The sequence below is a fragment of the Actinotalea subterranea genome, from assembly GCF_008364845.1.
Taxonomy (GTDB): Bacteria; Actinomycetota; Actinomycetes; order Actinomycetales; family Cellulomonadaceae; genus Actinotalea; species Actinotalea subterranea.
Map to the genome: position 1 here is coordinate 241,976 of NZ_VTTP01000002.1, position 17,012 is coordinate 258,987.

General features: G+C 74.8%; 16 protein-coding genes. 10 read left to right on the plus strand and 6 right to left on the minus strand.

Annotated elements, in window-relative coordinates; all coding sequences use genetic code 11:
• Positions 1-42: 42 nt before the first annotated feature.
• The gene (leuC, locus tag FZ988_RS04100) at positions 43-1,509 is read left to right on the plus strand and encodes a 3-isopropylmalate dehydratase large subunit (protein ID WP_149202736.1); all 1,467 of its coding nucleotides are present in this window, start codon (positions 43-45) and stop codon (positions 1,507-1,509) included.
• Positions 1,510-1,536: 27 nt separating this feature from the next.
• The gene (gene leuD, locus FZ988_RS04105) at positions 1,537-2,208 is read left to right on the plus strand and encodes a 3-isopropylmalate dehydratase small subunit (protein WP_149202737.1); all 672 of its coding nucleotides are present in this window, start codon (positions 1,537-1,539) and stop codon (positions 2,206-2,208) included.
• 42 nt (positions 2,209-2,250) lie between these two features.
• Here the strand turns inward: leuD and FZ988_RS04110 are convergent, their stop codons facing one another.
• A complete protein-coding gene (locus FZ988_RS04110; protein ID WP_149202738.1) occupies positions 2,251-3,093 on the minus strand; it encodes an LLM class flavin-dependent oxidoreductase in 843 nt (280 codons plus the stop codon).
• A gap of 149 nt (positions 3,094-3,242) precedes the next feature.
• Here FZ988_RS04110 and murA point away from each other — a divergent pair, with 149 nt between their 5' ends.
• The 3 genes from murA (at position 3,243) to FZ988_RS04125 (ending at position 6,380) form a co-directional block, all read left to right on the plus strand.
• Complete coding sequence (gene murA / locus FZ988_RS04115; protein WP_149202739.1) at positions 3,243-4,559, plus strand: UDP-N-acetylglucosamine 1-carboxyvinyltransferase; 1,317 nt, start codon at positions 3,243-3,245, stop codon at positions 4,557-4,559.
• Between the two features lie 88 nt (positions 4,560-4,647).
• The gene (locus FZ988_RS04120) at positions 4,648-5,370 is read left to right on the plus strand and encodes a lysophospholipid acyltransferase family protein (protein ID WP_149202740.1); all 723 of its coding nucleotides are present in this window, start codon (positions 4,648-4,650) and stop codon (positions 5,368-5,370) included.
• Positions 5,367-6,380: an NAD(P)H-dependent glycerol-3-phosphate dehydrogenase gene (locus FZ988_RS04125; RefSeq protein ID WP_149202741.1), complete on the plus strand. Its 1,014-nt coding sequence runs from the start codon at positions 5,367-5,369 to the stop codon at positions 6,378-6,380. The genes FZ988_RS04120 and FZ988_RS04125 overlap by 4 nt, the downstream gene beginning before the upstream one ends.
• A 7-nt stretch (positions 6,381-6,387) precedes the next feature.
• Here FZ988_RS04125 and FZ988_RS04130 read toward each other — a convergent pair whose 3' ends face one another.
• The gene (locus tag FZ988_RS04130; protein WP_246169195.1) at positions 6,388-7,587 is read right to left on the minus strand and encodes a trans-sulfuration enzyme family protein; all 1,200 of its coding nucleotides are present in this window, start codon (positions 7,585-7,587) and stop codon (positions 6,388-6,390) included.
• Positions 7,588-7,647: 60 nt separating this feature from the next.
• On the opposite strand from FZ988_RS04130, the gene FZ988_RS04135 reads away from it, so the two are divergent.
• Genes FZ988_RS04135 through FZ988_RS04145 form a run of 3 tightly spaced genes read left to right on the plus strand, consistent with a single transcriptional unit; the run spans position 7,648 to position 11,165 of the window.
• Positions 7,648-8,397 (plus strand): alpha/beta fold hydrolase, encoded by a 750-nt coding sequence (locus FZ988_RS04135; protein WP_149202742.1) that lies wholly within the window; start codon positions 7,648-7,650, stop codon positions 8,395-8,397.
• Positions 8,394-9,974 carry a Mur ligase family protein gene (locus FZ988_RS04140; RefSeq protein WP_149202743.1) on the plus strand — a complete coding sequence of 527 codons (1,581 nt, stop codon included), beginning with the start codon at positions 8,394-8,396 and terminating at the stop codon, positions 9,972-9,974. Before FZ988_RS04135 ends, FZ988_RS04140 begins: the two co-directional genes overlap by 4 nt.
• 45 nt (positions 9,975-10,019) lie before the next feature.
• Positions 10,020-11,165 carry a D-alanine--D-alanine ligase family protein gene (locus FZ988_RS04145; RefSeq protein ID WP_149202744.1) on the plus strand — a complete coding sequence of 382 codons (1,146 nt, stop codon included), beginning with the start codon at positions 10,020-10,022 and terminating at the stop codon, positions 11,163-11,165.
• Positions 11,166-11,281: 116 nt separating this feature from the next.
• On the opposite strand, the gene FZ988_RS04150 is transcribed toward FZ988_RS04145, so the two are convergent.
• Both FZ988_RS04150 and FZ988_RS04155 read right to left on the minus strand, forming a co-directional pair.
• Positions 11,282-12,241, minus strand: coding sequence for a D-alanine--D-alanine ligase family protein (locus tag FZ988_RS04150; protein WP_149202745.1), 960 nt, complete (start codon positions 12,239-12,241; stop codon positions 11,282-11,284).
• A gap of 66 nt (positions 12,242-12,307) precedes the next feature.
• The gene (locus FZ988_RS04155) at positions 12,308-12,787 is read right to left on the minus strand and encodes a DUF3515 domain-containing protein (RefSeq protein WP_149202746.1); all 480 of its coding nucleotides are present in this window, start codon (positions 12,785-12,787) and stop codon (positions 12,308-12,310) included.
• A gap of 110 nt (positions 12,788-12,897) precedes the next feature.
• Between FZ988_RS04155 and FZ988_RS04160 the strand changes: the two genes are divergently transcribed.
• Positions 12,898-13,935, plus strand: a complete 1,038-nt coding sequence (locus FZ988_RS04160; RefSeq protein ID WP_149202747.1) for a thiamine-phosphate kinase — start codon at positions 12,898-12,900, stop codon at positions 13,933-13,935.
• A gap of 21 nt (positions 13,936-13,956) precedes the next feature.
• Here the strand turns inward: FZ988_RS04160 and FZ988_RS04165 are convergent, their stop codons facing one another.
• Both FZ988_RS04165 and rpmB read right to left on the minus strand, forming a co-directional pair.
• On the minus strand, positions 13,957-14,481 hold the full coding sequence (locus FZ988_RS04165; protein ID WP_149202748.1) for a GNAT family N-acetyltransferase: 525 nt from the start codon (positions 14,479-14,481) through the stop codon (positions 13,957-13,959).
• A 139-nt stretch (positions 14,482-14,620) separates the two neighbouring features.
• Positions 14,621-14,812, minus strand: a complete 192-nt coding sequence (gene rpmB / locus FZ988_RS04170; RefSeq protein ID WP_149202749.1) for a 50S ribosomal protein L28 — start codon at positions 14,810-14,812, stop codon at positions 14,621-14,623.
• 282 nt (positions 14,813-15,094) lie between these two features.
• Here rpmB and FZ988_RS04175 point away from each other — a divergent pair, with 282 nt between their 5' ends.
• The gene (locus FZ988_RS04175) at positions 15,095-16,993 is read left to right on the plus strand and encodes a DAK2 domain-containing protein (protein WP_149202750.1); all 1,899 of its coding nucleotides are present in this window, start codon (positions 15,095-15,097) and stop codon (positions 16,991-16,993) included.
• Positions 16,994-17,012 lie beyond the last annotated feature (19 nt).

Consider the following 17,012-nt stretch of genomic DNA (forward strand, 5'->3'; position numbering starts at 1 on the left):
GACCTCGGGGACCACCCGGGTGGACGACTGGAAGGAACGCTCATGGCCGGCACGCTGGCGGAGAAGGTCTGGGACGCGCACATCGTGCGCCGCGGCACCGAGGGCGCACCCGACCTCCTCTACATCGACCTGCACCTGGTGCACGAGGTGACCAGTCCGCAGGCCTTCGAGGGGCTCCGGCTCGCCGGGCGCCCGGTCCGCCGGCCCGACCTGACGATCGCGACCGAGGACCACAACACCCCGACGCTCGACATCGACCGGCCGATCGCCGACCTCACGAGCCGCACGCAGATCCAGACGCTGCGCAACAACGCCGCCGAGTTCGGCGTCCGCCTCCACTCGCTCGGCGACGCCGACCAGGGGATCGTCCACCAGGTCGGCCCTCAGCTCGGCCTGACCATGCCCGGCCTCACCGTGGTCTGCGGCGACTCGCACACCTCCACCCACGGCGCGTTCGGCGCGCTCGCGTTCGGCATCGGCACGAGCGAGGTCGAGCACGTCCTGGCCACGCAGACCCTGCCGCTCGCGCCCTTCAAGACGATGGCGATCACGGTCGACGGCACGCTGCCGCCCGGCACGACGTCGAAGGACATCATCCTCGCGATCATCGCCAAGATCGGCACCGGTGGCGGCCAGGGCTACGTGCTCGAGTACCGCGGCGAGGCGATCCGTGCGCTGTCGATGGAGGCGCGCATGACCATCTGCAACATGTCGATCGAGGCGGGCGCACGCGCCGGCATGATCGCGCCCGACGAGACGACCTTCGAGTACCTCAAGGGCCGTCCCCACGCGCCCGAGGGCGCCGACTGGGACGCGGCCGTCGACTACTGGCGCACGCTGCGCTCCGACGACGACGCGGTGTTCGACGCCGAGGTGGTCCTCGAGGCGTCCGACCTCGAGCCGTTCGTGACGTGGGGCACCAACCCGGGCCAGGGCCTGCCGCTCTCCGCGAGCGTCCCGGTGCCCGCCGAGATCGCCGACGAGAACGAGCGCGTGGCCGCCGAGCGCGCGCTCGAGTACATGGGCCTGACGCCCGGCACGCCGCTGCGGCAGATCCCGGTCGACACCGTCTTCATCGGCTCGTGCACCAACGGGCGGATCGAGGACCTGCGCTCCGTCGCCAAGGTGGTCCGCGGGCGCAAGAAGGCCGACTCGGTGCGCGTGCTCGTCGTGCCGTCGTCCGCCCGGGTGCGCCTGCAGGCCGAGGCCGAGGGGCTCGACCAGATCTTCCTCGACTTCGGTGCGGAGTGGCGCAACGCCGGCTGCTCGATGTGCCTCGGCATGAACCCCGACCAGCTCGCGCCCGGTGAGCGCAGCGCGTCGACGTCGAACCGCAACTTCGAGGGCCGGCAGGGCAAGGGCGGGCGCACCCACCTCGTGTCCCCCCTCGTCGCCGCCGCGACAGCGATCCGGGGGACCCTGTCCTCGATCGCCGACCTCGGCCCGGACGTCGTCGCGCCCGACGGGAGCCCGCTCACGGACTCCCACGCCGACATGCAGCCGGCCTGACCCGACGCCCCGGAGGAGAGAACCACCATGGAGAAGTTCGCCCAGCACACCGGCGTCGGGGTCCCGCTGCGACGCAGCAACGTCGACACGGACCAGATCATCCCGGCCGTCTACCTCAAGCGCGTGACCCGCACGGGCTTCGAGGACGCGCTCTTCGCGGCGTGGCGCGGCGACCCCGAGTTCGTGCTCAACCAGGACGCCTACCGCCCGGGCTCCGTCCTCGTCGCAGGCCCCGACTTCGGCACCGGCTCGTCCCGTGAGCACGCCGTGTGGGCGCTCAAGGACTACGGCTTCCGCGCCGTCCTCTCGCCTCGCTTCGCCGACATCTTCCGGGGCAACTCCGGGAAGCAGGGGCTCCTCGCCGCCCAGGTCGCGCAGGAGGACATCGAGCTCATCTGGAAGGTCCTCGAGACGCACCCCGGCACCGAGGTGACCGTCGACCTCGTCGCGAAGCAGGCGCGCTGCGCCGACGTCGTGGTGCCCATCCACGTCGACGACTACACGCGCTGGCGGCTCATGGAGGGCCTCGACGACATCGGCCTGACCTTGCAGCACGAGGCCGAGATCACCGAGTTCGAGTCCCGGCGCGAGCCGTGGCGTCCCCTGACCCTGCCGGCCAAGCACCTGCCGCCGGTCGAGATCGTGGCCGCGCGCCCCGTCGTGCCGACCCTGCCCACGGGTGACGACGCGCTCGTCTGACCACGCAGGACCGAGGACCGCCCGCGCCCGAGGCTCCCGCACTCAGGCGTCGGGCGGCCCCTGACGGATGCGCGCCAGCAAGGCTTCGGGTGTGGCCCGAGCCGGGTCCCACCGGGCCTCGATCCACCAGGTCACCCCGGCGGACGCCCGGGCGGCGACGTGATCGCGTGCAGCCGCCGGGTCCTCGGGCAGCACGCCCTCGAGGACGACCTCGAAGCCCTCGACGCCGTCAAGGCCGGCGGCGGTCCGCCGCTCGCGCAGCCACGCGACCGCGTCCTCGACCTCACGGGCCTCGAGGGGCTCGTCCCCGCCGATGCGCTGGAGCACCGCGCCGTCCCAGCGCGCGGCACGCCCCATCGAGCGCTCCGACCCGACGCCCGCCACGGGCCACACCGGGATGCGTGGCGTCTGCACCGGCCGCGGGGCGATCAGCACGTCCTCGACCGTGTGGTGGCGCCCCGCGTACGAGAAGGGCTCGCCGGTCCAGGCGAGCTCGAGGATGGCGAGCGCGTCGTCGAGGCGCTCAGCACGTTCGCGCGCACCGAGCGCCTCGCCGCTCACGCGCGAGAAGCCCGCGTCGTCCAGGACGCCGAGCCCGACGGGGAGCACCAGCCGCCCGCCCGAGAGGTGGTCGACGGTCAGCGCCTCGCGCGCGACCTTCCAGGGCCGCCGGCGGGCGAGCGCGAACACGAGCGCGCCGAGCCGGATGCGTTCCGTGACCCCCGCGGCCGCGCCGAGCAGGACCCACGGGTCCCAGGTGTCCGCGGGCGCGATGCTGATGCCGTCCCAGGTGAAGAACCCGTCCCACCCGTGCTCCTCGGCCTCGCGGGCCATCTCGAGCTGCTGCGCGACGGTGCCGAAGCTGCCGACGAAGCCGAACCTCATGGTGCCTCCCGTGTCGTGCCCGTTCCCGGTGGGTGCCACCGGCGCCGCTCGTGACCGCCTCACGCTAGGACGGACCCCTGACACGAGGGCGCGCCGGGCCCCTCACCAGGCGACATGACGTACCCCCTCGGGTAGGCGACGATAGGGGGATGCGAGACGTCCTCCAGATCCACGGTGGCACCCCCCTCGAGGGTGAGATCACCGTCCGCGGTGCCAAGAACTTCGTCTCGAAGGCGATGGTCGCGGCCCTGCTCGGCGACGGGCCGAGCGAGCTCCGCAACGTCCCGGTGATCCGCGACGTCGCCGTGGTGACCGGGCTCCTCGAGCTGCACGGCGTGACCGTGACGGCCGACCAGGCGGCTGGCGTCCTCACCCTCGACCCGCGCAACGTCGAGTCGGCGCACGTCGCGGACATCGACGCGCACGCCGGCTCGAGCCGCATCCCGATCCTCTTCTGCGGCCCGCTCCTGCACCGGCTGGGGGAGGCGTTCATCCCCGACCTCGGCGGGTGCCGCATCGGCGACCGGCCGATCAACTACCACCTCGACATCCTGCGCCAGTTCGGTGCGGTGGTGGAGAAGCGCGAGCAGGGCATCCACATCCGGGCCCCGCGCGGGCTCCAGGGCACCAAGATCGAGCTGCCCTACCCGAGCGTCGGTGCCACGGAGCAGCTCCTCCTGACGGCCGTGCGGGCGGACGGTCTCACCGAGCTCTCGAACGCCGCCATCGAGCCGGAGATCCTCGACCTGATCAACGTGCTCCAGAAGATGGGCGCGATCATCTCGGTCGACACGGACCGCGTGATCCGCATCGAGGGCGTGCCGCGGCTCAGCGGCTACCGGCACACCGCGCTCTCGGACCGGATCGAGGCCGCCTCGTGGGCGTCGGCGGCGCTCGCCACCCGCGGCGACATCATGGTGCGGGGCGCGACCCAGCCCGAGATGACGACGTTCCTCAACACCTTCCGCAAGGTCGGTGGCGAGTTCGAGGTGGACGACGCCGGCATCCGGTTCTTCCACCCGGGAGGCGACCTCCGCTCGATCGTCCTGGAGACGGACGTGCACCCGGGGTTCATGACGGACTGGCAGCAGCCGCTCGTCGTCGCCCTGACGCAGGCCAAGGGCCTGTCGATCGTCCACGAGACGGTCTACGAGAACCGCTTCGGCTTCACCGACGCGCTCGTGGGCATGGGCGCGACCATCCAGGTGTACCGGGAGTGCCTCGGCGGGCACGCGTGCCGGTTCGGCCAGCGCAACTTCTACCACTCGGCCGTCATCTCGGGCCCGACGCCCCTGGCGGCCGCGGACATCGAGGTCCCCGACCTGCGGGGCGGCTTCAGCCACCTGATCGCCGCCCTGGCGGCCAAGGGCACGTCGGCCGTGAGCGGCATCGGCCTGATCGACCGCGGCTACGAGCACTTCACCGAGAAGCTCGCGGCGCTCGGCGCCGAGTTCAGCAGGGACTGACGGCCCGACCCGATCGGCGGGGCGGGCGGGCGACCGGGCGCGGCGCCCCGCCCGCCCTCCTGCCGGGCGGCCGGTAGCATCGGCTCCCGTGCCAGCCCCTGTGCGTTCGAACCGTGCCTACCGCAACGTCGCGAGGATCGTGCGCCCGTTCCTCTTCGCGGTCACGCGGCGGGACTGGCGCGGTGGCGAGAACATGCCGAAGGACCGCGGGTTCATCGCGGCCGGCAACCACATGACGAACATCGACCCCCTGACGTTCGCGCACTACCTGTACGACCACGGGTTTGCCCCGAAGATCCTCGCGAAGTCGTCGCTGTTCCCCATCCCGATCCTCGGGCCGACGCTGCGTGCGACGGGCCAGATCCCCGTGTACCGGAACACTGCCGAGGCCGGGAAGTCCCTCCAGGCCGCCGTCGCGGCGCTCGAGGCCGGCGAGTGCGTCGCCGTCTTCCCGGAGGGGACGCTGACCCGCGAGCCCGACCTGTGGCCGATGGCCGGCAAGACCGGGGTCGCACGCCTCGCCCTGACCACGCGTGCGCCGGTGATCCCGATCGCCCAGTGGGGGCCCCAGGACCTGCTCGGCCGGTACAAGAAGCTCTTCAAGCCGTTCCCCCGCAAGAAGGTCACCGTCGTCGCCGGCCCGCCCGTCGACCTCTCCGACCTCTACGACCGCCCGCAGGACACCGTCGTGCTGCGTGAGGCGACCGAGCGGGTCATGGCTGCGATCACCGCCCTCCTCGAGGACATCCGCGGTGAGAAGGCGCCGACGGAGCGCTTCGTGTGGCGGAGCACCGACGGCGGCGCCAGATGACCGTCCAGCCCGGCCGTGCGGCGGTGCTCGGCACCGGCAGCTGGGGGACGACGTTCGCTGCGGTCCTGGCCGACGCAGGGCGCGACGTGACGCTGTGGGGTCGGCGCCCCGAGGTGTGCGAGCAGATCACGACGCTGCACCGCAACGACGCCTACCTGCCCGGCGTGCAGCTCCCCGACGCCGTGCGCGCCACGACCGACACGGCGCAGGCCTTGCGCGGCGCCGAGATCGTCGCCGTCGCGATCCCCGCGCAGAGCGTGCGGGCGACCCTGGAGCCCCTCGCGGGGCTGATCGAGCCCGACGCGCTCGTCGTCTCGCTCATGAAGGGCGTCGAGCTGAGCTCTGACCGGCGCATGAGCGAGGTCGTCGCGCAGGCCCTCGACGTGCCCGCCGAGCGCATCGCAGTCGTCTCGGGGCCGAACCTTGCGCGGGAGATCGCCGAGCGGCAGCCCACCGCGACGGTCGTGGCCTCGACGAGCGAGGAGACGGCCCGTCGCGTCGCTGCCGCGTGCGCCTCGTCGTACTTCCGCCCCTACACGAACGACGACGTCGTGGGCGTCGAGCTGTGCGGCGCGGTCAAGAACGTCATCGCCGTCGCCGTCGGCATCGCGCAGGGGAGCGGGTTCGGCCACAACACGATGGCGACGGTCATCACGCGCGGGCTCGTGGAGATCACGCGCCTCGGCCTCGCGCTCGGTGCGGACGCCGAGACGTTCTCGGGGCTCGCCGGCATGGGTGACCTGGTCGCGACGTGCGCGTCGCCCCTGTCCCGCAACCACACGCTCGGCGTCCACATCGGCCAGGGCATGTCGCTGGCCGAGGCCGTCGCGGCCACGGGCGGCACCGCCGAGGGCGTGAAGTCCTCGACGTCGGTGCTCGAGCTCGCCGGGACGGTCGGCGTCGAGATGCCCATCACCGCGGCAGTCGTCGCGGTCCTGCACCACGGCCTGCCCGTCTCCGAGATGGCGCAGCTCCTCCTCGCGCGGCCCCACAAGGCCGAGGGCGTCTGACCGCAGGTCAGCGCTGCGCGAGCCCGTCCAAAGCCGCGCGCAGGTCGGCCCACAGGTCCTCGACGTCCTCGACGCCCACGGACAGGCGCAGCAGGTCGTCGGGCACGGTCGGGGACTCGGTGGGGAAGCGGCGGCGGCGCTCGAGGCTCGACTCGACGCCACCCAGGCTCGTCGCGGGCAGCCACAGCCGCACGGCCTCGACGACGGCGTCCGCGCCCTCGGCCCCGCCGCTCGGGCGCAGGCCGATGATCGAGCCGTACCCGTCCAGCAGACGGGTCGCACGCTCGTGGCCAGGGTCGCCCGGGAGGCTCGGGTGCCGCACCTCGAGGACCGCGGGGTGGGCGGCGAGGCGCTCGGCCAGCACGCGCGCGTTGTGCTGGGACCGCTCGACCCGCAGGGCGAGCGTGCGCAGGCCACGCAGCGCGAGCCACACCTCCCAGGGGCCGGCGACCGCGCCGTGCACGGTCCGGTAGCCGTGCAGGCGGCCCCGCAGGGCGGCGTCCGCGGTGACCACGGCGCCGAGCACGACGTCCGAGTGCCCCGCGAGGTACTTGGTGACCGAGTGCACGACGACGTCCGCCCCGTGCTCGAGGGGACGCTGCCCGAGCGGCGTCGCGAACGTGTTGTCGACGACCACGAGCGCACCGGCGGCGTGCGCGCCCGCGACGAGGGCGGGGAGGTCGGCGACCTCGAGCATCGGGTTGGTGGGCGACTCGACCCACAGCATCGCGGCCACGTCGCCGCCGTGCCCGGCTGCGTCGCCCCGCACGGCCGCGAGCACGGCGTCGGTGTCCGCGATGTCGACGGCCTCCACGCGCAGACCCGTGCGCTCGCCGAGGTCCGCGGCGAGCGCCGCGGTCATCTGATAGGCGTGCCGCGGCATGACCAGGCGCCCGCCGGCCGGGACCAGCGACAGCGCGGCGGCGATCGCCGCCATGCCCGAGCCGAGGACGAGCGCCGGCAGGGGGCTCCGTTCGAGCAGCCCGAGCGCCTCCTCGAACGGCTCCCACGTCTCCGTGCCGTTGCGCGCGTAGAACTTCTCACCAGGCCCAGGGGTGCCCGTCGAGACGTACGTCGAGGACAGCACGACGGCCGGGTTGACGGGGTCGCCAGGGGTCCGCGCGGGCCGGCCGGCGGTCACGGCGAGCGTCGCGGGGGACACCTCGGGGGTGTCGTCGGGGCCTGTGCGGGGACGGTGGTCGGTCACCTCTGGAGCCTAACGGCGGCCGGCAGGTGAGCCCGGCGGCCGGGTGCTAGCCTCGTCCGCGTGCTGACGGTCTTGGCGGGGGACGTGCTCGCCGACCGGGTCGGCGGCTCCGAGCCGCGCGTGCTCGCCCTCCACGGCTGGGCCCGCTCGGGGGCCGACTTCGCGCGGATCCTCGAGGGCACCGACGGCCTCGCCGTGCACCTCGCGGGCTTCGGCACCACGGCCGAGCCGCCCGAGGTCTGGGGGAGCGTCGACTACGCGGAGCAGCTCGCCGCAGCGCTTGCCGGCACCGGGCCGTACGTCGTCGTCGGTCACTCGTTCGGCGGCCGCGTGGCCGTCCGGCTCGCCGCGCGGCACCCGGAGCTCGTGGCCTCCCTCGTGCTCACGGGCGTCCCGCTCGTGCGTGCGACGCCGCCGCCACGCCCGCGGCTGAGCCTCCGGCTCGCGAAGCGCCTGCACGCGGCCCACCTGCTGCCCTCCGGCGTCGTCGACCGGCTGCGCCGCTCGGGCGGCTCGGCGGACTACCAGGCGGCGCACGGCGTGATGCGCGGGGTCCTCGTGCGTGTCGTCGGGGAGGACTACCGCGACGACCTCGCGCGCGTCACCGTCCCGGTGCACATGGTCTGGGGCGAGCTCGACGACGCCGCCCCGGTCGCGGGGGCGAGGCTCGCAGCCGAGCTGCTGCCCGACGCCGCGCTGACCGTCGTCCCTGGTGCCGGCCACCTGCTCGAGGGTCGCCTCGAGGCGGACGTGCGCACGACGCTGCTCGAGGCGCTCGCGCACACCCCTGCTCCCGGGGGCGACGCGTGAGCGACACCCTGACGGGCCTGCTCGTCGCGCTCCTGTGCGTCGCCGCGCTCGCCGCGACCGGCCTGAGGTGGCTGCGCGTCGCGCAGCGCGAGCACTACATCGGCGGTCGCGCACGCCGCATCGCCGGCCTCTGGCTCTCCCGCTCCCGTGCCGACCTCGCGCTGGCCACCGCCGCCGCCGTGCTCGCGCTCGTCGCGTGCGTGCGCCCCCTCGGGTGGGGCGCCACCGCGGCGGGCCTCGCCGGCGCGGCGCTCGCCGTCGTGCTCCCGCGTGGCCTCGGGATCCGCGGACGCACCTCGCGCCTGAGCTGGACCAGCCGGCTGCGGCGGCTCGCGATCGCCTGGGCCCTGCTGAACGTCGCCCTGGGGACGCTGCTGGCCTGGCTCCTCGGCCCGGCGTCGCTCGCCGTGCTCGTCGTGGGCGCTCCGCTGACCCTCGACGTCGCGCTCGCCGTGATGGAGGTCGTCGAGAAGCGGCTCTCGGCCCCCTTCGTCGCGCAGGCGCAGCGGCGGCTCGCCCGCATCCGACCGCAGGTCGTCGCCGTCACAGGCTCGTACGGCAAGACGTCGACCAAGGGGTACATCGCGCACCTCCTGAGCGCGAGCACGGCCGTCGTCGCGTCGCCCGCGAGCTTCAACAACCGGCTCGGGCTCTCCCGCGCGGTCAACGACGGGCTCGTCGAGGGCACCGAGGTGTTCGTCGCCGAGATGGGCACGTACGGCCCGGGCGAGATCCGCGAGCTGTGCACGCTGTTCCCGCCCGACGTCGCGGTCATCACGACGATCGGCGAGGCGCACCTCGAACGCATGCGCACCACGCAGACGATCCTCGCGGCGAAGTCGGAGATCACGGAGCGCGCGCGCACCGTGGTGCTGCCGATCGACACCCCGGAGCTCGCCGGTCTCGCGGACCGCTGCCGTGACGCGGGCAAGCGGGTCGTGACCGTCTCGGTCCGTGAGGCGGCCGAGCCCGCCCCAGCGGTCGCCGACGCCGACGTCGTCGTGGACCTGGCAGCGGGGACCGTCGACGTCCGCGGGCCCGAGGGCCCGGTCACCCTGACGGTCGGCGAGGGCGTCGCGCACGGCGTCAACCTCGGGGTCGCCCTCGGCGTCGCGCTCGCGGTCGGCGCCGACCTCGCACCCGTGGGCGCCCGCCTGCGTGCCCTTCCCCGGGCTGCCCACCGGGCCGAGGTCCAGGACCCGGGCACCGGCCTGCTCGTCGTGGACGACACGTACAACGCGAACCCCATCGGCGCGCGGGCCGCACTCGACGAGGCCGCCGCGCTCGCCCAGGCACGCGGCGGCAGGCTCGTCGTCGTGACGCCCGGCATCGTCGAGCTCGGGCCCGTCCAGCACGTCCGGAACGCTGACTTCGCACGCGCAGCGGCGGACGCCGGCGCCCACCTCGTGGTCGTGGGGCGGACCAACCGTGCGGCCCTGCTCGAGGGTGCGCTCGCGGGCGGGGCGAGCGTCGACGTCGTGGACCAGCGGTCCCAGGCGGTCCCCGTCGCGACGTCGGCGGCGGGTGAGCAGGGCGTCATACTCTACGAGAACGATCTTCCGGACCACTACCCCTGATCGGTGGCCCGCACTCCGCAACGACCCATGAGGTGATGGTTGGCGATGTCCGAACGCTCGAGCTGGGCCGTCGTGTTCGGGGGACCCTCCCCTGAGCACGAGATCTCGATCCTGACCGGTCTGCAGAGCGAGCGGGTCCTGACCCGTGCGGGTGAGCACGTGATCCCGCTGTACTGGGCGCCCACCGGCGGATGGTTCCAGGTGCCGCTCGGCACCGAGGCCCGCGACTACCTCGAGGGCGTCCCGTCGGGTGCCAAGCCCGTGGAGATCCGCCTCGGCGCGGACCCGGGGCTCTTCGTCAAGGGGCGCCTGCGCTCCGAGCGTCTCGAGGTCGACGCCGCGCTGAGCTCGCTGCACGGCGGCCTGGGCGAGGGCGGCGGCTTCGCGGGGCTCTTCGCGCTCCTCGGCGTCCCCGCCACCGGGTCGAGCGTGTACGCGTCCGCCCTGGGCATGGACAAGCTCGCGTTCGGCGGGGTCATGGCCGTCGCGGGGATCCCGTCGCTCCCGCGCGTCGGCCTCGAGGCCGACGTCGAGCCCCCGTTCGCCGGGCCGTACATCGTCAAGCCCCGGTTCGGCGGGTCGTCGATCGGCATCGAGATCGTCGACGACGTCGCGGCCGCGCGTGCCGTGGCCCGCAGCAGCACGCACCTGCGCGCCGGCGCGGTCCTCGAGCCGTTCCGGCGCGACCTCGTCGACCTCAACATCTCCTTCCGCACCGCGCCCTCGCTCGAGGTGTCGGACCTCGAGCGGCCGCTCCGCGCGGCCGACGGCGGCGTCTACTCGTATGCGGAGAAGTACCTGGCCGGCCAGGCCGGCGAAGGCGCGGGGCTGTCGACCGCGCCCCGCGAGATGCCCGCCCAGGTGCCCGACCAGGTCACGGCCCTCGCCGGGGACCTGGCGCGGCGCGTGGCCGTCGCGACCGGCCTGACCGGCGTGGTCCGGGTCGACTTCCTCTACGACCCGCAGACCCACGACCTGTACGTCAACGAGGTCAACTCGGTGCCGGGGGCGATGGCCCTGTACCTGTGGGCCTCCAAGCACCCTGCCGCCGAGGTGCTCCGCGACGCCCTCGTCGAGGCCCGGGACGCGGGCGTCGCATCCGTGGCGAGCGGCTTCGGCTCCGGGGCGGCGCTGCGTGCGGCCGGTGGGATCTCCGGCAAGCTCGTCGGCCTCGAGGGCCCCCGCGCCTGATCATCGGCAGCGACGTCGGGCGCCTCGACGGTGCCCGACGTCGTCGTGCCAGGTCGTGGGTCAGGCCCGTTCGCGCGTCAGGGCCCCGCGCGCCGGTCCGGCGCGCAGACCGCCGGTCAGGCCTGGGCGCGCAGGTGGGCCTTGAGCAGCAGGTCGGCGAGCAGACGACCCAGGGGCCGGCCCACCTCGGCCGCGGCGAGCGGCAGCACCGACGTCTCCGTGAGCCCGGGTGAGATCGCCGCCTCGAGGAACCAGGGGGTTCCCGCCTCGTCGACGATGAGGTCGGTGCGGGAGATGTCACGCAGGCCCAGGACCTCGTGGGTGAGCTCCGCGGCCCGGGCGGCCGCCGCGAGCGCCTCGGCCGGCAGGGGAGCGGGCAGCGCGATCGTGATGAGGTCCGCGCTGTAGCGCGCCTCGAAGGAGAACGGCGACACGTCGGGGTTCTGGAACTCGGCCGGCGGCAGCGCCGTCGGGTGCTCGTCCTCGACGACGACCGTCTCGATCGTCTGACCCGCGACGTACTTCTCGATGAGCGCGACGCCGCCGAACGTGAAGCACCGCACGAGTGCGGCGGGAAGGTCGGCCGCGTCCTCGACGAGGCTCATCCCGAGCGTCGACCCGCTGGTCGCGGGCTTCACGACGACGGGCAGGCCGAGGTGCTGCGTGACGTTGCGCACGATCTGGGTCGGCGAGAGCTCACGGAACGAGCGTGCGGACACGGCCACCCACGGCGGCGTCGCGAGGCCCGCGCGCGACATGAGCACCTTCGCGACGACCTTGTCCCAGGCGAGGTGGCACGACGACGGCGGCGACCCGACGTACGGGAGGCCGATGAGCTCGAGCGCCGTCTGGAGGGAGCCGTCCTCGCCGCTCGCACCGTGCACCGCGATGTACGCCGCGTCGATGTGGTCGGCCGCGAGGCGGTCCAGGAGGGACTCGTCGGCGTCGTACAGCGCCGCGTCGACACCCGCCTGCCCGAGGGCGTAGAGGGCGCGCCGGCCCGAGCGCATCGAGACCTCACGCTCGTTCGACAGCCCCCCGGCGATCACTGCGACACGTTCGAGCTCGGTCTTCACCGGGGCGGTCCCTTCGTCGTCGTCCGTTCCATGATCCTACGGGCCCACGCGTGGGCGCTGCCGGGGCTACAGGCAGGTCCGCGTCTGCTCGACCTGCGCGATCGCGGGCCCGAGGTCGAGCAGGAAGGAGGTGGACCTCGTGGACGTGACCGAGGCCGGCACCTGCACCTCGACGGCGGGGGAGCGGCCGTAGGTCGTGAACGTCCACGGCGCGGACCCGTCCTCGTCGGCCTCCCCGGGGACGGCCACCCAGTCGACCGACGCGCGCTCGTCCTCGGCCGTGACGCAGTGGTCGGTCGTCGGCGCCGGGGGCTCGACGCCGCACCGCAAGGTCACCGGGTCGGCCCTGTCACCCCACGCCACGGTGGCCTGGCTGCCGGTCTCCAGCCGCTCGAGGTCGCCGAGGTCCACGGGGAGCGCGAGCACGACGTCCGCGCAGAGCGGCTCCGCGGCATGGGGCGCGACCGGGACGACCACGGGCTGCGAGCACCCCGCGAGGGCCGCGGCGGCGAGCAGGGAACCCACCAGCGACGTCGCAGGACGCACGGCACGACGCCGTGACGGGGGTGGCGGGGAGGCCGGCAGCACGCGCTCCACGGTAGCCGCCGTGGCACGGCCGCCGGACCACGGTGCCGCGCCTCGGTAGCGTTGCGCGCGTGGACAGCACCGAGACCGACGACGTCCGTCCGACGCCCGGCACGGCCGCCGGGCCCACGGTCGCGGACCTGGGTGAGGACGCCCTGCTCGCCCAGGTGTTCCCGCTGCTCCCTGCGGGCGCCGGCACGTCCGTCGGCCCCGGCGACGACGCCGCCGTGCTCGCCGCCCCGGACGGCCGTGTCGCGATCTCGACCGACGTGCTCGTGGAGGGGCGCCACTTCCGCCGCGACTGGTCGTCCGGCGTGGACCTCGGACGGCGGGCAGCCGTCCAGAACCTCGCCGACATCGCGGCGATGGGCGCGCGTCCGACCGCGATCGTCGTGGGCCTCGTCATCCCGGGTGACCTGCCGGCCAGGTGGGTCCTCGACCTCGCGCGGGGCCTTGCGCAGGTGTGCGGCCCGCACGGCGTGGGTGTCGTGGGCGGGGACCTCTCCGGCGGCAACGAGATCGTCGTGTCGATCACCGTGCTGGGCGACCTCGACGGCCGTGCGCCCGTCCTGCGCAGCGGCGCCCGCCCGGGCGACGTCGTGGCGCACGCCGGGGTGCGGGGCAGGTCGGCCGCCGGGCTCGCGCTCCTGACGGCCGGGGCGCACGACGCCGCGTGGGAACCTCTCGTCGCGCGCTACCTGCGGCCGGTCTCACCGCTCGCGGCGGGAGTCGAGGCCGCTCTCGCGGGCGCGTCAGCCATGCTCGACGTCTCCGACGGCCTCGTGCGCGACGCGGGACGCCTCGCCCGTGCGAGCGGTGTCGTGCTCGACCTCGACCGCCCGGAGTCGGTCTTCGCCCAGGACCTCGCGGCACTCGGGCCCGCCGCGGCGCACCTGGGCCTCGACGCCGTGGGCTGGGTGCTCACGGGAGGGGAGGACCACGGCCTGCTCGCGACGTTCCCGGCGGGAGCGGTCCTGCCCGAGCCGTTCGACCGCATCGGCACGGTGCACGCGCCCGGTGGGCGCGGGTCCGGGGGCGACGTCCTGATCTCCGGGCAGCCGTTCACCGCGGCCTCGCCCGGGTGGGACCACTTCAGGCGCGACGCCTGACACGCGTGCAGCGGGCCCGGCTCAGCCCCGGCGGTAGCGGACCGACCGGTACTCCTCGCCACCGAGCTCCTCGAGGCGCTCGACGCCGTCCGGCGAGAAGCCGCTGCGGCGGTAGAAGTGCCGGGCGCGCTCGTTCGCGGCGAGCACCCACAGGGTGACCGCGGCGCCGGGCGGCACGTCGCTCAGGAGGGTCCGCATGAGCTCGCGCGCGATGCCGTGCCCCCATGACCGCGGCTCGAGGTAGATCGTGTGGATCTGGAGCGTCGTGCGCTCGGCGTCCTCGTCGAGGCTCGGCCCCACCGAGGCGAACCCGACGACGCTGCCCTCCGACTCGGCGACCCACACCTGGGTCCCGGTCGCAGCCGCCCGCTCGAGGAGCTCGTGCCATCGTGCGGCACGGGTCTGGACGTCGAGGCCCGCAAGGTAGTCCTCGGCCACCACGCCCGTGTAGGCCTGGCGCCAGGACGCCACGTGCACGCCGGCGATCTGATCGGCGTCGTCGGCCGTCGCCGGCCGGATCACCACGTCGTCAAGGTCGTCAACCATGCGGCCACCCTGCCATCCCGATGGGCGTGAGGCCAGGGCGTTGCCCGGCTCGTGGTCCGCCGTCCGGACGCGACGAAGCCCGCGGAGACATCTCCGCGGGCTTCGTCGACGAGAGGTGCCACCGCGAGGTGGCGACGCCTCAGGCGGCGCGCTGGACCTTGCCGGCCTTGAGGCACGAGGTGCACACGTGCAGGCGCTTCGGCGAACCGGCGACGACCGCGCGCACACGCTGGATGTTCGGGTTCCAACGACGCTTGGTGCGGCGGTGGGAGTGCGAGATGCTGTGCCCGAAGCCCGGGCCCTTGCCGCAGACGTCGCAGTTGGCAGCCACGTTCTCTCTCCTGATCGTCGTGCACGCCGCGCGCTCGGGGAGAGGGCGACGAGGTGATGAGTGTCTCGGATGCGAGGTGCTCGTCGCTGCCAGAACGGGCCGGCGGGGACGAACGCTCGGGTGCCCGGGCGTGACCAGGCAACCTCGATAGGGTAGCCGATCGACGGGCTGGCCCCAAACGGGAGCGCCCGTGGACCGTCGCGAGGGCCCGACGCCCCCGCGACGGGCCCGGTGGCCCGGTGGGCCCGGTCGCACGGCCGGTCGAGGCGAGGGAGGTGGCTGGTGCACGGTCCTGTGCCCGGTGCGGTGACCGTCGACGCCGCCGTCCTGCGCACCTGGGTCCGTCTGGCCGCGGGACGCCTCGACGAGCACCGTGCGGCGCTCGACCGCCTCAACGTGTTCCCCGTCGCGGACGCAGACACGGGGACCAACCTCTACCTCACGCTCGCCGAGGCGTCCGCGGCGGTGGGGACGCCCGCAGACGGCGCCACGGTCGCGCGCACGGCCCGCGACCTGGCGCGGGGAGCCCTCGTCGGTGCCCGCGGCAACTCCGGGGTCATCGTGAGCCAGTACGTCGGCGCGCTCCTGCGGGCCGTCGCGCGGGGTCTGCCGGCCGCCATCGGCCCGGGCTCCGGGGACCCCATCAGCGTCGACATCACGCCCGGGGCGCTCGCGAACGGCCTGAGGGAGGCCACCGCAGCCGCCTACGGCGCCGTCACGCAGCCCGTCGAGGGCACCGTGCTCACGGTGGCCGCCGCGGTGGACGGCGCCGTCGGACGAGCAGTGGAGCCGTACGAGGCCGGGGAGCCCCACGAGGCTGGGGCGCGCCCGGTGGCGTCGGTGGCCGAGGTCCTGCGCGCGGGCCTCGACGCGGGTTACGTCGCGCTCGAGCGCACGCCCGACCAGCTCCCCGCGCTGCACGCGGCGGGCGTCCTCGACGCGGGCGGTCTGGGGCTCCTCATCGTCCTCGAGGCGCTGGCCGAGGCGCTCGACAGGGAGCCCGAGCGCGGCGAGCGGCGCGGGCCCGACCGGACGCGAGGGCTCGAGAGCCGTGCGGGTGGCCGCACGGTGCGTGCGCTGCGCACCCGACCCGGTGCGCCGTGCCCCGAGGCGCACGCCGCTCCGGGCACGGGGCCCGGCGAGGCGCACGCCGCATCGTGCGAGCACCCTGGGCCGGGCACCGGGACGCCGGCCGCCCGCGGCGTCGGGCCCGGGGAGTTCGAGGTCATGTACGTCGTCGAGGGGCCGACGGGACCGGCATCCCCTGGGACCGCCGCCACCGAGCACGGCACGTCGCCCGAGGCCCCGTCGAAGGACTCCTCCGCGGACGGCGTCGCGAGCGCCCTGCGGCGCGGGCTCGCGCTGGTCGGCGAGTCCGTGGCGGTGGTCGGCGGCGACGACCTGTGGCAGGCGCACGTCCACACCGACCGACCTCTCGACGCGCTGCGTGTACCCGGCGTCGTCGGGGCGCGGGCCTCGCAGATCCGGGTCCGCCACCTCGCCGAGCAGGCGGGGGTCCACGTGGGCACCCCGCCCGGGCTGGGGCTCGTGGTGGTCACCACGGCGCCGGGCCTCGTGGCCGACCTGGCGCGCGCCGGAGCCGTCGTGGTCCTCGCGCCCGAGGGCGGCGCCGGCGTCGGTGCGGAGGTGGGCCGTGCCGTCGACGACACGGGTGCCGCGCGCGTCCTGGTGCTCGCCGCCGTCGACGTCCCGACGTCGCGCACCGGCCTGGGCCCGGGTGCGCGCCTCGGGGGCCGCGCGCTGACGGTCGAGGTCCTCGACGGGCTGTCCGAGATCCAGGTCGTGGCGGGCACCGCGACCTTCGCGGAGCTCGGCGCGCGACCGACGGGCCCGCACGACGGTGCGCTCGAGGTCGTGCGTGAGGCCGTGCGTCGCGTCCGGACGACGGCCGTGGACGCGGGGCCGGACGCCGCCACGCTCGCGGACCGGGTGGCCGAGGTCGTCCTCGCCCACCTCGGAACGGGTGCACCGCTCGTGACGGTGCTCACGTCCGAGGCGACGCCGCCGTCGGTCGTCGCCGGGCTCGCCGCCGTCGGCCGCGCGCATCCTGGCGCCGACCTCGTCGTGCTGCCCGCCGGGACCCCGGGCTCGGGCGTGGTCGTCGGCGTCGAGGAGCTCCGTGCGGGCGTCGCGGCCGGCACCGTCGGACGGGTCGGCTAGCGTGCGGCTGCGGTGCCCG

What these genes read in the sequence shown, in the direction of transcription:
- FZ988_RS04165 (WP_149202748.1), bottom strand. Translation starts at nt 14,481, where the DNA reads ATGGTTGACGACCTTGACGACGTGGTGATCCGGCCGGCGACGGCCGAC.
- FZ988_RS04125 (WP_149202741.1), top strand. Translation starts at nt 5,367, where the DNA reads ATGACCGTCCAGCCCGGCCGTGCGGCGGTGCTCGGCACCGGCAGCTGG.
- murA (WP_149202739.1), top strand. Translation starts at nt 3,243, where the DNA reads ATGCGAGACGTCCTCCAGATCCACGGTGGCACCCCCCTCGAGGGTGAG.
- leuD (WP_149202737.1), top strand. Translation starts at nt 1,537, where the DNA reads ATGGAGAAGTTCGCCCAGCACACCGGCGTCGGGGTCCCGCTGCGACGC.
- FZ988_RS04145 (WP_149202744.1), top strand. Translation starts at nt 10,020, where the DNA reads ATGTCCGAACGCTCGAGCTGGGCCGTCGTGTTCGGGGGACCCTCCCCT.
- FZ988_RS04110 (WP_149202738.1), bottom strand. Translation starts at nt 3,093, where the DNA reads ATGAGGTTCGGCTTCGTCGGCAGCTTCGGCACCGTCGCGCAGCAGCTC.
- leuC (WP_149202736.1), top strand. Translation starts at nt 43, where the DNA reads ATGGCCGGCACGCTGGCGGAGAAGGTCTGGGACGCGCACATCGTGCGC.